The 14,843-nt window shown below is 40.4% G+C and carries 13 protein-coding genes; 8 read left to right on the forward strand and 5 right to left on the reverse strand.

All coding sequences use genetic code 11. From position 1 onward, the window contains the following. Window positions 1-435 (reverse strand): TerD family protein (locus V7149_RS02970; RefSeq protein WP_335344175.1); only part of this gene is annotated, 435 nt, incomplete at its 3' end. Between the two features lie 289 nt (window positions 436-724). Further along, a complete protein-coding gene (locus V7149_RS02975; protein ID WP_335344176.1) occupies window positions 725-2,170 on the reverse strand; it encodes a DEAD/DEAH box helicase in 1,446 nt (481 codons plus the stop codon). A 357-nt stretch (window positions 2,171-2,527) separates the two neighbouring features. On the opposite strand from V7149_RS02975, the gene V7149_RS02980 reads away from it, so the two are divergent. Both V7149_RS02980 and V7149_RS02985 read left to right on the forward strand, forming a co-directional pair. Beyond that, complete coding sequence (locus V7149_RS02980; RefSeq protein WP_335344177.1) at window positions 2,528-3,541, forward strand: fatty acid desaturase; 1,014 nt, start codon at window positions 2,528-2,530, stop codon at window positions 3,539-3,541. 48 nt (window positions 3,542-3,589) lie between these two features. After that, complete coding sequence (locus tag V7149_RS02985; RefSeq protein WP_335344178.1) at window positions 3,590-4,165, forward strand: response regulator; 576 nt, start codon at window positions 3,590-3,592, stop codon at window positions 4,163-4,165. A 100-nt stretch (window positions 4,166-4,265) separates the two neighbouring features. Here the strand turns inward: V7149_RS02985 and V7149_RS02990 are convergent, their stop codons facing one another. Continuing rightward, complete coding sequence (locus tag V7149_RS02990; protein WP_335344186.1) at window positions 4,266-4,625, reverse strand: DUF1360 domain-containing protein; 360 nt, start codon at window positions 4,623-4,625, stop codon at window positions 4,266-4,268. A 451-nt stretch (window positions 4,626-5,076) separates the two neighbouring features. Here V7149_RS02990 and V7149_RS02995 point away from each other — a divergent pair, with 451 nt between their 5' ends. The 5 genes from V7149_RS02995 (at window position 5,077) to V7149_RS03015 (ending at window position 11,235) form a co-directional block, all read left to right on the forward strand. Further along, a complete protein-coding gene (locus tag V7149_RS02995; RefSeq protein ID WP_335344179.1) occupies window positions 5,077-5,850 on the forward strand; it encodes an enoyl-CoA hydratase-related protein in 774 nt (257 codons plus the stop codon). A gap of 149 nt (window positions 5,851-5,999) precedes the next feature. Then, a complete protein-coding gene (locus tag V7149_RS03000) occupies window positions 6,000-6,872 on the forward strand; it encodes a 3-hydroxyacyl-CoA dehydrogenase (protein WP_335344180.1) in 873 nt (290 codons plus the stop codon). After that, window positions 6,869-8,074: an acetyl-CoA C-acyltransferase gene (locus V7149_RS03005; RefSeq protein ID WP_335344181.1), complete on the forward strand. Its 1,206-nt coding sequence runs from the start codon at window positions 6,869-6,871 to the stop codon at window positions 8,072-8,074. Before V7149_RS03000 ends, V7149_RS03005 begins: the two co-directional genes overlap by 4 nt. Window positions 8,075-8,176: 102 nt before the next feature. After that, the gene (locus V7149_RS03010) at window positions 8,177-9,160 is read left to right on the forward strand and encodes an NAD(P)H-dependent flavin oxidoreductase (protein WP_335344187.1); all 984 of its coding nucleotides are present in this window, start codon (window positions 8,177-8,179) and stop codon (window positions 9,158-9,160) included. Window positions 9,161-9,291: 131 nt separating this feature from the next. After that, window positions 9,292-11,235 (forward strand): translation factor GTPase family protein, encoded by a 1,944-nt coding sequence (locus V7149_RS03015; RefSeq protein WP_335344182.1) that lies wholly within the window; start codon window positions 9,292-9,294, stop codon window positions 11,233-11,235. Window positions 11,236-11,298: 63 nt separating this feature from the next. Here the strand turns inward: V7149_RS03015 and ltaE are convergent, their stop codons facing one another. Beyond that, the gene (gene ltaE, locus V7149_RS03020) at window positions 11,299-12,348 is read right to left on the reverse strand and encodes a low-specificity L-threonine aldolase (RefSeq protein ID WP_335344183.1); all 1,050 of its coding nucleotides are present in this window, start codon (window positions 12,346-12,348) and stop codon (window positions 11,299-11,301) included. 143 nt (window positions 12,349-12,491) lie between these two features. Here ltaE and V7149_RS03025 point away from each other — a divergent pair, with 143 nt between their 5' ends. Beyond that, window positions 12,492-13,715, forward strand: coding sequence for an MDR family MFS transporter (locus V7149_RS03025; RefSeq protein ID WP_335344184.1), 1,224 nt, complete (start codon window positions 12,492-12,494; stop codon window positions 13,713-13,715). Window positions 13,716-13,792: 77 nt separating this feature from the next. Here the strand turns inward: V7149_RS03025 and V7149_RS03030 are convergent, their stop codons facing one another. Continuing rightward, the gene (locus V7149_RS03030; protein ID WP_335344185.1) at window positions 13,793-14,776 is read right to left on the reverse strand and encodes a sensor histidine kinase; all 984 of its coding nucleotides are present in this window, start codon (window positions 14,774-14,776) and stop codon (window positions 13,793-13,795) included. Window positions 14,777-14,843 lie beyond the last annotated feature (67 nt).

Consider the following 14,843-nt stretch of genomic DNA (forward strand, 5'->3'; position numbering starts at 1 on the left):
CGATTTATAATAGATTTCCGATATAATAACTGCTTTTTCATTGCTGAAATCGGATCCTTGAAAAGAATATTCCATGATTGGCTGTCCATTTGCTTTTACGACAAAAGATCCGGAAGAAATCATCCCCATTGTTCCATTCCCGTCAATGGTTGCTGTAAAGACTAAATATTGAGAAGTGGGTGGCAGCTTGGATAAATCGATTAAAAAAGTTCCGCTGCCGCTGTTATGGGATTGCAGCTGAATTTCATTTAAAGGTGAATGAAGCTGGTTATAGAAGATCATATATCGGTCATCGGCAATTTTTTTGTTTTCGTTTAACCCAAAGCACGTAATGTCAACTTCAAAACCGGACGCAACGTTTATTTCGACCTGAAGCTGAGTGGAAGGGGTGAAATCGGACAATTTAACCTTTTCTCCACGAATTAAAGATTTCATAAGTGCTCCTCCTTTAAGCAATGGTATTATTTGTATTGTATAATAAAATCGTTCACCATGAACGCTGTTTTTATTGGAAACCACCGAAACTTTCGTCATGAGGCTTCAGAGTACGCTTTTACATAAGAGTTCACACAAATCGCTCGTCATGACCACCTCTGAAAAGGGAAAAAGTATTTGGATGATGCAATGTGGAATGAAATTACATGGGAGGAAATAAATAGAGGTTTCTTATAGAATAGATAAAGGACAATTATTTGTGTTTATAATCGTCCTTTATGTCTTTTAATTATTTAATTGCTTTACTAACTTTTAATTTCTTTCCTTTGACTGTTGTATTCTCCATTGCTTGTAAAACTAGTGAGCCTTTTCCGTTAAGAATATCAACATATGACAGATGATCCTTGACCGTAATAATTCCAATATCATTTGCTGTGACTCCAGGGATTTTTGCAATCGTTCCAACGAAATCTACAGCTCGAATCTTTTTGTTTTTTCCGCCGCTGAAATGAAGTTTCATGATATCTTGGTTTATTCGGGCAGTTTTATTATTTTTAACGGCTCTGCGGCCACTCATTTTTTCTTCGAAGGCAGCTTTTCCTGCAGCCACTTCTTGATATTTAGGAGCTTCCATAACAGGTATCTCGAAGCCAATATACTTTTCAATTGATTTCAGGAATTTTCCTTCATAAGGTGTTGCAAACGTGATCGCTTTGCCTTTGCTGCCGGCACGGCCAGTCCTACCTGTACGGTGGACATAGCTCTCTTTTTCCAGAGGAACGTCGAAATTGATCACAAGTGTCACATTATCAATATCAATTCCTCTTGCAGCTACATCGGTGGCCACTAGATAACGGAAATTTCCCATTTTGAACCCATCCATAACGGCAAACCGCACTTCTTGTTCTAACCCTCCATGGATTCGTTCACAAGAATAATTGGATTCTTCTAATTCGGTAAACACTGTATCTACATTTTCTTTAGTTCTGCAAAAAATAAGACAGCTATCTGGATTTTCAACGATCGTAACATCTTTAAGAAGTGAAATTTTCTCTTCTTCTTTCACCTCGATTAACTGATGTTCAATGGTATCCGATGTTACCCCAGTAGACTCAATCTCAATATGAATAGGATCCTTCATATATTTATGACAGAGATTTTCAACATCCTTAGGCAACGTTGCGGAAAATACCATCGTTACTCTATCTAAAGGAAGTTCATTTATTATCGCTTCTACTTCATCGATAAAACCCATATTGAGCATTTCATCCGCTTCATCTATGATCAAAAACTTTATTTGGTCTAAAACTAAGGTTCCTCTTTCAATGTGGTCTATGACACGGCCAGGTGTACCTACAACCGCATGAGTTTTTTGTTTTAATTCGTCTTTTTGTTTCGAAAAAGGTTCTTTTCCATATAGGGCGGTAGCTTTGATTCGTTTAAACCTTCCGATATTCGTGATATCTTCTCGAACTTGAACAGCAAGCTCCCTCGTTGGTGTTAGAACTAATGCCTGTGGCTTTTTTTCCTCCCATTCAATCATTTCGCAAATAGGTATACCAAAAGATGCAGTTTTCCCGCTGCCTGTTTGAGATTTAACAACAAGATCCTGCTTTTCGAGTGCTAATGGCAGGACATCAATCTGAACCTGTGTGGGAGTTTCATATTTTAATACAGCTAGTGCTCTTTTTATTTCATCACTTAAATGGTAATCAGCAAAACTTTTTTCATTCATGTATAAACCTCATTTTTCGTTTTTTCCAATTCATGAATAGGATTCTCCTAAAGGATTATCATATGCATGATGTGAATATGGTTCATTATACGTGAAATACCGAACAAGTTGGATTTTATTTTTAAAAAAACAACTGGTTTTCATTAAGCAGCTGTCATGGGGAAGGTGGTCCATTAAGTCCGAAATGGCGGCTTTTCTTGTTTATATTCCGTGAAAGTGTTTTACAGAATTTATCTTTAAGTCTATCTTGTACATGACGTTTGTCATGCCTTGTAGGTGACACCTGCTACTAACAACTCCAAATCCCTTCCTTTATAATTAAAATTAACAAGGGATTCAAGAAAGGAATTTAAATAAATGACCTTACAAAACACGAAGAATTTGAGAAAACAAGTAGCTCCATTTGAAAAATCAACGACAAAAGAAAGTGTATGGCAGCTCATTAATACGGTCGTTCCATTTATTACATTATGGTATCTTGCCTATTTAAGCCTGTCCGTATCATATTGGCTGGCATTAGTGCCCATAGTGATTGCGGCTGGTTTTTTAACGAGAATTTTTATTATCTTTCATGATTGCACCCACCATTCCTTTTTTAAAGATCGCCGTGCCAATCGAATAGTTGGTACAGCAATGGGTGTTTTGACAATCTTTCCTTTTGATCAATGGGGGCATGAGCACTCCGTTCATCACGCAACAAGCGGGAACTTAGATAAACGCGGGACAGGAGATATTTGGACGCTTACAGTAGTTGAATATTTAGAGGCGCCGCTCAGACTTCGTTTAGCCTATCGTTTTTACCGTAATCCATTCGTTATGTTCGGATTAGGACCGATTTATGTATTCCTTCTTAAAAATAGATTTAACCGTAAAGGTGCCAAAAAGAAGGAACGCATGAACACTTATTTGACGAATGTCCTAATCGCTGCTTTAGTAGGGTTGCTCTGCTGGGCGGTAGGATGGAAGTCATTCCTTCTCGTCCAAGGATCGATTTTCTTACTATCTGGTTCAGTAGGCATTTGGTTGTTTTATGTACAGCATACGTTTGAGGATTCTTATTTTGAAGCAGATAAAGATTGGGAATATGTGAAAGCGGCAGTAGAAGGAAGCTCCTTTTATAAGCTTCCAAAACTTATGCAATTCTTAACTGGAAATATTGGGTTTCACCATGTTCACCATTTAAGTCCAAGGGTTCCAAATTATAAACTAGAACAGGCACACAATAATACGCCACCCTTACAAAACGTTCCGACGATCTCTCTTGCCACAAGTTTGAAGTCGCTCCGATTCCGTCTATGGGATGAGCAAAACAAGAATTTCGTTAGTTTTAAAGAAGCTAAAGCTTTAGTTGAAAATAGAGTTTCCGCCTGAACTGTAACTTCGACTGGCTCCCCTTCACTCTAGGGGAGTTTTTGTTTAATGGTGCATCTAGATAAGGAGAGAATGAAAATGATTCGAATTGTCATTGCTGAGGATCAGGAAATGCTGTTAGGGGTTATAGGTTCGCTTCTAAATATGGAAAGTGACATGGAAGTGGTCGGTCAGGCAAGGAATGGAGACGAGACCCTTACCCTTGTACAACAATTGCAGCCCGATGTTTGTATTATGGACATAGACATGTCCGGAATGAGCAAACTTGAGGTAGTAGATGCCTGCATGACAACAGGGTGTAAGGTAATTATTTTATCAACCTTTGCAAAAACAGGCTATTTTGAAGGTGCCCTGAAAGCGGGTGTAAGAGGTTATTTATTGAAGGACACCCCAAGCGAGGAGTTAATCGCCTCGATACACAGCATTATGAAAGGGGAATACATCTACTCCTCCGAGCTACTGGATAAGGATTCTAGAGATAACGAACAAGGAATAGAAATGTTTGAACGGTTGACAGATAGTCAAATCATAAATGAAGGCTCTGATCAAAAAAGCAACAAAATTGTATCCTTCAAAAGCTTTTTTTCCACAATCATGGATAAAATGAAGTTGCCGGCAGGATAGGTATTAATAGAGAATATTCAAAGTCCAATCCCTCAGTATACTAAAGTATTTCTGTACTGGGGGATTGGACTTTGTTTTTCAATCCTGGGGTCGGTCTTCTCTAATTGGAATTTGAATTATGTTTTATTTGCTCATTATACAATTCAGTTCTTTTGATATTTACCCCAACAAACGTTTCCAAGATGGCTTGTCCACCTGCAATGGCAAGGATGAAAATAATAAATTTAGCAATGGAGGGAAGGAAAAGATAACTTGTACAGAGCAGGATTGCAGACCAAATTCCTGTGCACCAATAACAGGTTAAGAGGTAACCAATCATGGATTTTGGTACCTTTTTGATTTCATGGTCGGGAGTTTCCTTTTTCGTTAAAAAAAGATTTCTTAAAGGTTCTGCTATTTTATCAAAAACGATTAAATGGGTTAAACGATAACTTGCTAAAATAATCATCATAAAAGCCATCCATGATATATCCAATAGGGAATCCTCCTAAATGTTCCTGTTTTTAGTATCACCGGATAGTATCCATATTATTTTAAGAATCATGAGAGAATTTTATGCAGTCTAAGAGGTTGAGAGTAACGGGTATTTATGTCGAGAAAAAAGTTTTCTATAAATGCCTGAATATATTTACAATTCATATAACGATAAACTACAATAGCGTTATAAAGGTGTAATATAATTAATCATTTCCTATAGATTTAATAGGAGGGGCAGAAATGCCAATCTTACAATGGTGGCTGAAAAGAGAAATTAGAACAATTTATCAGGCGGAATGAGGCAGGGGATAAGATCGAAGCAATGTTTTGTAGGAATCGAGGCAAAAACCCTCACATGGAACTGTTCAATGTAAGTGTTTTATAGGAGGCAAGGAAAGAAAACTGAATTATAAAGGAAAGTAGGGGGGAATTGCATGTTTGAAACGATCCGTTATGACGTTAAAGATGGAGTTGCCTGGCTTTACTTAAATAGGCCAGACAAACTTAATGCGTTTACTGCGCAAATGAACCGTGAAATAAAAGACGCCGTAAGAAGCGCTTCAAAGGACGATAAGGTACGCTGCATAGTTATTACAGGCGAGGGCCGGGCGTTCTGTTCCGGCCAAGATTTATCAGAAGTCGATGAAAAAATGGATCATGGCGATGTGCTAAGAAACCATTACGGCCCGATGGTTAAACAATTGAGACAATGTGAAAAGCCGATTATCGCAGCAGTAAATGGAGTAGCTGCTGGAGCAGGATTTTCCCTTGCACTTGCGTGTGACTTTAGACTAGTTTCAGAGAAAGCGAGTTTCGTAAATGCTTTCATACATGTAGGGCTCATTCCAGACTCTGGAAATCTCTATTTTCTAAGTCAGCTCGTTGGTCATGCAAAGGCGGCAGAGCTCGCTATATTGGGAGAAAAAGTGCCCGCTGAGGAGGCCGTTCATATTGGCCTTGCGAATCGGATGATCCCAGTGGAGGCTTTCGAGAAAGAGGTAAGCAGCTTTGCTTCACGCCTTGCATCTATGCCAACGAAGGCGATAGGTTTAATCAAACGCTCACTGAAAGCAGTTTCCACTCTATCCTTTGAAGACTATCTAGAACACGAAGCACAAGGCCAGAGAGCGGCTGGATTAACAGCTGATCATCGTGAAGGCATTGAAGCATTTTTGCAAAAAAGAAAGCCTATTTTTTTAGGAAAATAATAAGGTTAGTTACACAAGTAATACACGCAGAGTAAGAAGCTTTATTTTGAGGAAAAATTCGCCAAGGTAAATATAAATATATTAGTTAAGACCCAGAGAAATAAGGTTATCTTTCCATACTCATTGAATGCATAAGGAGGAGAATCGATATGATCACCCGCATTGTGGTTGTAGGGTCCGGCGTAATGGGCAGAGGCATTGCCTATGTTGGAGCAGTTGGCGGATATTCAGTCACATTAGTAGACATTAATGAATCAGCTTTGCAAAATGCCAGGCAGGAAATTGGCTCGATTTTTGAAAAAGGCCTGTTACGGGGGAAAATTTCTCCAGAAGAAGCAGTAAAAGCCCGTGCTAATTTAGGCTATGAAAGTAACTTGTCTAAAGCAGCTTCAGTTGCTGATTTAATCATTGAAGCTGTCCCTGAAATAGCAGCAATCAAAAAACAAGTGTTTGAAATAATGGAAGAGCATGCATCTGAAAGCTGCATCTTTGCTACTAATACATCCACAATGAGTCCAACAGAGATTGCTTCTTATGCCAAACGACCAGAAAAAACAATCGCGATGCACTTCTTCAATCCTGTACATAAAATGCCTCTCGTAGAAATTGTCCGCGGCTTGGAAACGAGTGAGGAAACAGCAAATGTCATCAGGGAAGTAGCTGTCAAAATGGGGAAAGAAACAGTCGTAATTAATGAATTCCCAGGATTCGTAACGAGCCGGATTAGTGCCCTTGTCGGCAACGAAGCGTTTTATATGCTTCAGGAGGGACTCGGAACACCTGAAGAAATTGATAAAGCGATTAAACTTGGCTTGAACTATCCAATGGGGCCATTTGAACTCGTTGACCTTGTCGGCCTTGATGTCCGTTTAAACAACCTAAAATATTTACATGAAAAGCTTGGCGAGAAATACCGCCCGGCACCGCTACTAGAACAGTACGTCAAGGCCGGACGTCTAGGTCGAAAAAGCGGAAAAGGTGTTTATGACTATACGAACAAGGAAGAGATGGTAAAAAAATGAGAGAAGTAGTCATTATTGATGCTGTCCGTACACCGATAGGCAAATATAAAGGAGCTTTAAAAGATGTAAGACCAGATGACCTAGGTGCTGTTGTTATTAAGGCACTTATCGAAAGAAACCCTAAACTTCCCCCAGAAAAAATTGAAGAGGTTATTTTTGGCAACGCGAATCAGGCCGGGGAAGATAACCGAAATGTAGCGAGAATGTCTGCTTTGCTTGCGGGCCTTCCAGTGGAAGTCGGCGGTACGACCATCAACCGCCTGTGCGGATCTGGCTTGGATGCGGTCCTGTATGCAGCAAGATCCATTGCTGTTGGCGAAGGTGATATTTTTATCGCGGGCGGAACAGAGAGTATGACACGTGCACCGCTCGTGATGGCAAAGCCTTCTCAGGACTATCCGCGCGGCAATATGGAATTGCAGGATACAACGATTGGCTGGCGCTTTACGAATCCAAAGCTGAAAGAAATGTACGGCACGGACTCCATGCCGCAAACGGCTGAAAATGTCGCACAGCGATATAATATTTCACGAAGAGACCAGGATCAATTTGCCTTTGAAAGCCAGCTGCGTGCGAAAAAGGCGATGGAGGAAAATCGTTTTTCAGAGGAAATTGTCCCGGTTATTTACAAAGACCGTAAAGGAAATGAAATTATTGTAAATACAGACGAGCATCCACGCCCAGATTCTACACTGGAAAAGCTCGGCAAACTCAGACCGCTCTTTGAAGGCGGTACAGTAACAGCTGGCAATGCCTCAGGAGTAAATGACGGAGCTTCTGCCCTGCTATTGATGAGCGCTGAAAAAGCTAAAGAATTGGGCTTGAAGCCGCTGGCGAAATATGTGACAGGTGCAACAGCGGGGCTTGAGCCAGCCGTTATGGGACTTGGTCCGATTTATGCATCAAGAAAAGCGCTTGAACGGGCAGGTTTAACAGTAGATGATTTGGGACTGGTCGAATTGAATGAGGCGTTTGCATCTCAATCGCTTGAATGTATTCATCGGTTGGGACTTGATCAAAGTAAGGTGAACGTTAATGGGGGGGCGATTGCTTTCGGACATCCGCTTGGCGCAAGCGGTGCCCGCATTTTAACGACACTTCTTTATGAAATAAAGAAACGTGATGAAAAATATGGCCTTGCGACAATGTGTATCGGTGTTGGCCAGGGAATTGCTGCTATTGTTGAGAATGTAAATGAATAGTCCTATTTATTGAACAACACTTTCAAACAGGCTGTCCAGAACCGCCCATTATATAGGCAGGCGATGGGCAGTCTTTTTATAGAGAAAGGATGAAGGATAATGATGAAATCTGTTTGTGAATTGCTTCAAATCAAATACCCGATTATCCAGGGTGGAATGGGTAATATCAGCAATGCACAGCTGACAGCGGCTGTTTGCGAAGCGGGAGGTCTTGGGACAATTGGCTGCGGCACGATGGCACCAAATGAAGTAGAAAAAATTATTCTTGAAACGAAGCAGTGCACGAATAAACCTTTTGCTGTAAATATCGCGGTTAGTGTATCTCCTTATACGAAGGAGCTAATTGAACTCGTGATTAATCACCGTATTCCAGTTGTATCCTTATCAGCGGGAAATCCTGCTCCTTACATTCCAGTGCTTCATGAACATGGTGTGAAGGTAATTGCCCTCGTTGCATCAGTAAAGCATGCCAAAAAAGCTGAAGCGGCTGGAGCGGATATTTTAGTAGCGGAAGGCTATGAGGCCGCAGGGATTAACTCTAGTCTGGAATTAACAACATTTACGCTTATTCCGCAAATTGTGAAGCATGTGAGCATACCAGTATTGGCAGCTGGTGGCATCGGAGACGGCAAAGGCCTAGCGGCAGCACTGATGCTGGGTGCAAGCGGAGTGCAAATGGGTACTAGACTAATCGCGACAAAAGAAGCACCATTTCACGATTTATATAAACAGAATCTTGTTAACGCAGGCGACACAGAAACGATGATTTTTGGCCGCAGTGTTGGTCAGGTCAGAAGAATTTTAAAAACACCATACGCGAAGACTCTTCATGATCGGGAAAAAGCGGGAATGACATTAGAGGAATATGCAGAATGGACATCGGAAGAAAAACATATTAAAGGTGCGATTGAAGGCGATTTGGAAAATGGATTTATGAACAGTGGCCAGATTGCGGGGTTAATCGAAGATGTTCCAAGTGTGAAGGAACTGCTTGTTGACATGATGGAGGAAACGGAAAGACGGTTAACCGAATCAGCACAAGAATTTGCAGCGTTTCGAAAAAGCAATCGGAACAAAAGCGTGTAAGAGTTCAAATTCTATGGGAATCTACGAAAAAGTGGAAACGAACCCGTACCCCGCCCCACTTGTACCTCAAACTTGCTATAATGATAACTACTAGAACAGACCTAAGCGGAATAAGGGGCGTTAACATACAAATGAACAAGACAATTGGAATATTAGCTCATGTCGATGCGGGAAAAACCACTTTTTCAGAACAGCTGCTTTACCATACAAAAACGATCAAGAAACGGGGACGGGTTGACCATCAAAGTACCTTTCTTGATAGCCATGAAATAGAAAGGCAGCGTGGTATTACCGTTTTTGCTGATCAAGGGATCTTTGAATTTGGGGATGCTACCTACTATTTAATTGATACTCCGGGGCACATCGATTTTTCTCCAGAAATGGAACGAGCTATTCAGGTGATGGATTTGGCCGTTATTATCGTCAGTGCTGTTGAGGGGGTAGAAGGTCATACGGAGACGGTTTGGAATCTGTTGAAAAAACACAGCATTCCAACCTTTTTCTTTATTAATAAAACTGATAGAGCTGGTGCGGATATTGACCGAGTGTTAGATGAAATACGCAGTAGTTTAACAGTAGATATTTGTGACATAACATCCTCTTTAACTGATGGAATAATGGAGGATGAATTAATCGAATTCCTAGCTGAGAGGGATGAGGAATTACTAGCATACTATTTGGATAAAGGATACGAACCTCAATTATGGATCCAAAAAATGCAAACAATGGTTCAATCAGCTCAAATTTCTCCCCTATCAAGTGGGTCAGCTCTTCAGGATATAGGTGTGAAAAGCTTTCTAGAGAAATTGGAATTACTATCAGTGACGAACTTCCCTCTGAATACGCCTTTTTCCGGCAGGGTCTATAAGGTTCGTTATGAAAAAAATGGGACAAGAATCACTTTTATAAAGGCCTATACTGGTACGCTACGTGTACGGGAAGAGATGAATTATGGCGATGGAATAACGGAAAAGGTAACACAAATTCGCCGTTATAATAGCAGTCAATATGAACAAATCGATCAAGCTTGCGCTGGAGAACTTTTTGCAGTTACAGGAATTACAGGCGCATCCGTTGGTGATGGAGTTGGGGCACTAAAGGAAAAAGCTGTATACGAAATAGTGCCAACTCTTCGCTCAAAAGTCGTGTTTGAGTCTGGAGTGAATGTGAAAGAGGTTTTGCGATATTTTCGTATGCTTGAAGCAGAGGACCCTTCGCTTAATGTAAAGTGGGAGGAGAGTTTGCAGGAAATTCACCTGCATGTTATGGGAGCCATTCAGCTTGAAGTGCTAGAGGAATTAGTTAGAGATCGGTTTCATTTAAACATTGCTTTTGAAGAGCCTGAAGTTCTTTATAAGGAAACTATCGAAACAGAAGTGATTGGGTACGGGCACTTTGAGCCGCTTCGTCATTATGCAGAGGTTCATGTGAAATTAGAGCCAGGAAAAAGAAATAGCGGGATTGTTTTTGTAAGTCAGTGCCATACTGACCATTTATCCATTGGCTATCAAAATTTAGTCGGCCAGCATGTTCAAGAACGGGAGGTTCATGGTGTGCTTACCGGCTCGCCTCTTACAGATTTAAAGATTACGCTGCTGACCGGGAAAGCTCACAATCAGCATACCCATGGGGGTGACTTTCGGGAAGCCACTTATCGGGCTTTAAGACAAGGATTAGAAAAGGCACGCAACGTATTGCTTGAACCTTACTATCAATTCAAAATCAAAGTGGATTTAGACCAAATGGGCAGGGTGTTATCGGATATTCAAACGGCATACGGCCGCTTTGATCCGCCAGTGACGGAGGGCGAAAAAGCAATTTTGACGGGAATTGTTCCGGTTGCAACCTTTATAGATTATGGAACAGTGCTGGCTTCTTTTACTCATGGCAAAGGGCGTATTGCATTAACGTTTGCAGGCTATGACCGATGTCATAACGAGCAGGAGGTCATTGAACATATCGGGTATGATAAAAATGCGGATCCTGATTTCACATCCGCCTCTATATTTTGTGCAAAAGGACAAGGCTATTCGGTGAAATGGGATGAGGCTGAGGGTATGATGCATTGTTTATAGGGCAATTGGGGGAGGGCCCCGCCTATCGGGCAGCGATGATCTCCCCACATCCCCCTACAAAGCCTAAATTTGTTTCTGTCTGGAATTCTCACATATTGCTTTAACAACTTCTATTGTCTTCTCGACATCATCATTCGTGATACCTCTATGTGTCACAAATCGGATTCGATATGGACCAGAAGAGGTTGCTAGAATCTCTTGATATCTTAAATGCTTGATAAATTCCTCGGAGTCCATTCCGAGTCGATCAATATCCACCATGATAATATTGGTTTCCACACTATCTAAATCGATGTCAATTCCGTCAATTAGGGCTAGTCCTTTAGCAAGGGCCTTTGCATGAATATGGTCTTCTTTCAAACGGTCAATCATTTCTTCTAGAGCCACAATTCCTGCCGCACCAATGATACCTGCCTGACGGGTTCCGCCTCCGAGCATTTTTCTCCACTTTCTGGCCCTTTTGATAAACTCCTTTGTTCCTACTAATAGTGAGCCCATTGGAGCACTAAGTCCTTTAGATAAACAAAACTGAACGGAGTCTGCATATTTGGCCATTTCCTTAGGATGAACGTTTAAACGAGTAGCTGCATTGAATAATCTTGCCCCGTCTAAATGGATGGGAATCTGATACTCTCTTGAAAGCTGATAAACCTCTTCCATATAACTAAGCGGCAAAACCCGCCCGCCTGAAAATGCATGAGTATTCTCTAAGCAAATTAAGCTAGTTCTTGGAAAGTGAATGTCATTCCCGCGAATGGCTTTCTTTATTTCAGATAAAGGCATTTGCCCATTTATCCCTTTAATTGTCTTTGCCTGTACCCCTGCGATGGTTGCGAGGCCGCCAGTTTCATAGTAAAAAATATGGGAGTTCTCCTCTAAGATAACCTCATCTCCCCGCTGTGTATGGGTCAATACTGCTACCTGATTTCCCTGTGTTCCACTTGTGACAAATAAAGCGGCTTCTTTTCCGAGTAAGTCTGCCGCTATTTGCTCTAAACGATTGATAGTAGGATCATCATGATATACATCATCCCCAACCTCGGCATTGCGCATTGCATCTCTCATCTTTTCGGTAGGCATTGTAACAGTATCACTTCTTAAATCTATCGGCATTGTGTTTCCTCCTCGTAAATTTCTCTATAATGTAATTTAAGCATAAAGTTTGCATAGAAACTATCAAACTATTTAAATATTGCCATAATCTGCATAAAAGGCTAGAATAGATTCACTATTGAAAATAGATTAGAGGAAACAATATGACAGCACTTAAAAATTTGCATCCACTTGTATGGAATATTGTCATTGGAACGGTTTTCGGAAGAATGGCAACCTCCATGAGCATTCCGTTTTTGGCTATTTATTTAACAAATGTAAAAGGGGTATCACCTACTCAAACAGGGCTTATTATCGCCGTGAGTTCACTGGTTGGGATTGCAACGAGCTTTTTTGGCGGCTATTTTTCCGATCGATTTGGCAGGAAAAAGGTTTTATTAATTTCAATTTTTCTATGGGCTTTTGTTTTTATCGGCTTTGGCTTAGTGGAAGCGGTTTGGGGATTTTTTCTTATGAATGCGCTAAATGGATTCTGCCGTTCTACTTTTGAACCGGCATCAAGAGCCTTGCTGGCGGATTTAACAGAACCGAAAAATCGACTTCTTATTTTTAACCTTCGCTATACGGCGATTAATGTCGGCGTGATTTTCGGTCCGCTTCTTGGATTTTACTTAGGTTCATCTAAATCCACCTCTGCCTTTTTTATTGCGGCTGGTGTGTATGCCCTATACGGATTATCGCTTCTGTTAACCTATCGAAAAACTTCGAATCAAACAGTATCAAAAGAAAATATAAGCTCTGGTAATCGTGTGAAAATCATCGATGCATTTAGGATTACCAAATCAGATTCCATTTTATTATGGTCATTAATTGGGTTTATTTTGGCGATTACTGGATATTCCCAATTGTCGTCCACTTTGCCTCAATTTCTCTCGAACACATCTCTTATTGAAAATGGAGCCAAGACGTTTTCGATTTTGTTAGCATTTAATGCGCTTACTGTTATTTCCATCCAGTATCCGCTATTATCGATTGGAAAAAAATACTCGCCTTTAACTTCCATCATGTTAGGCAGTATCATGATCAGCTTGGGTTTAATTGGCTTTGGTTTAGCTAGAGGAATACTCGTGTGGATGATTGTCATGTTTGTTTTCACTGCTGGAGAAGTGTTAATGTTCAGCATGACAGATTTATTCATGGATAATATCGCAAAGCCACATTTGCGGGGTACGTATTTCGGGGCGATGGGGTTTACACAGATTGGAAATGTCATCGGGCCAGCGCTTGGCGGATTTCTGCTCGAAACATATGGGTATGACAAACCAATTCTTGTTTTTGGATTATTGTGCTTTTCCTCATTACTAGCTATCCCGATTCTGCTAGGCCTCAAGGCGAAAATGAAAAAACAGTCACTTCGTGAGGCTTAGGGGAATTAATGATTGAAACGGATTTGTTATTACACAAGCTGAACGCCCTTCCTCTATTCTTGAGGGAGGGCGTTCCTTTAACCTAAAATTGCCGGCAATTTAATTTTTACTGTGAATTCATGCTCCTTATAGACGAAATCCAGAAATCCTTCGTGATCCTTGACAATATTATGAATGATCTTTGTTCCGAACCCTTCATGATCACCTGTTTTCGTTGTCTTTCCATATGTTTGGAACAATCCATCCAAAATATCGGCTGGGATTGGCAGACTATTATTTTTACAGATTAATAGATATAATCCGCTTCTTTTGTAAAATTGCAATGTGATGCAAGCTTGTTCTTTATGCTTCTTTTGCCAATCGATGCATGCATCGATACTATTTGATAAAAGATTGCCTATCAAAGCAACTACATGCTGGTCTGATAGGGGGAGTGTTGATAAAGGCAGATCAAAATCGTAAACAACCTCTATATCTGATGCTTTAGCCTGCTGGTACAGTTTATGCAGAACTCCTGCGACTACAACACGTTCCCCTTTTATAGATAAATTCGTCTCTTCATACCCATCAACAAGTTCATCAAGATAAGCCTTTGCCTCCGAATACTTTCCATCCTCCAGTAAATAGTGGATAGCCGAAACATGCTTTAAAAAGTCATGTCTCTCGGTTCGAACAAGGCGAAATGTTTCATTGAATTGGTTATTTTGCTCTTCAAATTCCTTTAGCTTTTTAGTAAAAGATGTGAGCTGGTTTGCCCAAATTATTCGCACGGTTTCAATCCCGATAAAAATAAGAAAAGGAACGAGAAAAATCCAGGAAGGTTTATCAGTTATATAAATTAATACAAGCAATGCCTGCATAACAAAAAGGCTAGAATTCCAAATATAGCTTAAAATTGAAACTTTGACAGGGACTTTTTTATATAAGAAAAAAATGAAACAGACAATAAATAGGCAAATAATGATAATTGGAAATTGAAAAGAAAGGTTCAGCAGCACTGAGCGCAGGTGAACGAATCCTAATACAGCGATGGTTGCCCAATATATTTTATTCAGTATCAAGTCTTTTCCACCTTTAAAAATAATTTTGCTGTAAAAAATCTACTTTCTCCTTTGTAATCATCGCTTG

This window comes from Bacillus sp. JJ1503, assembly GCF_036965125.1.
GTDB lineage: Bacteria > Bacillota > Bacilli > Bacillales > Cytobacillaceae > Cytobacillus.

Coding starts and splice junctions, on each gene's coding strand:
- V7149_RS02975 (WP_335344176.1), bottom strand. CDS start 2,170: ATGAATGAAAAAAGTTTTGCTGATTACCATTTAAGTGATGAAATAAAA.
- V7149_RS02980 (WP_335344177.1), top strand. CDS start 2,528: ATGACCTTACAAAACACGAAGAATTTGAGAAAACAAGTAGCTCCATTT.
- V7149_RS02985 (WP_335344178.1), top strand. CDS start 3,590: ATGGTGCATCTAGATAAGGAGAGAATGAAAATGATTCGAATTGTCATT.
- V7149_RS02990 (WP_335344186.1), bottom strand. CDS start 4,625: ATGGCTTTTATGATGATTATTTTAGCAAGTTATCGTTTAACCCATTTA.
- V7149_RS02995 (WP_335344179.1), top strand. CDS start 5,077: ATGTTTGAAACGATCCGTTATGACGTTAAAGATGGAGTTGCCTGGCTT.
- V7149_RS03000 (WP_335344180.1), top strand. CDS start 6,000: ATGATCACCCGCATTGTGGTTGTAGGGTCCGGCGTAATGGGCAGAGGC.
- V7149_RS03005 (WP_335344181.1), top strand. CDS start 6,869: ATGAGAGAAGTAGTCATTATTGATGCTGTCCGTACACCGATAGGCAAA.
- V7149_RS03010 (WP_335344187.1), top strand. CDS start 8,177: ATGAAATCTGTTTGTGAATTGCTTCAAATCAAATACCCGATTATCCAG.
- V7149_RS03015 (WP_335344182.1), top strand. CDS start 9,292: ATGAACAAGACAATTGGAATATTAGCTCATGTCGATGCGGGAAAAACC.
- ltaE (WP_335344183.1), bottom strand. CDS start 12,348: ATGCCGATAGATTTAAGAAGTGATACTGTTACAATGCCTACCGAAAAG.
- V7149_RS03025 (WP_335344184.1), top strand. CDS start 12,492: ATGACAGCACTTAAAAATTTGCATCCACTTGTATGGAATATTGTCATT.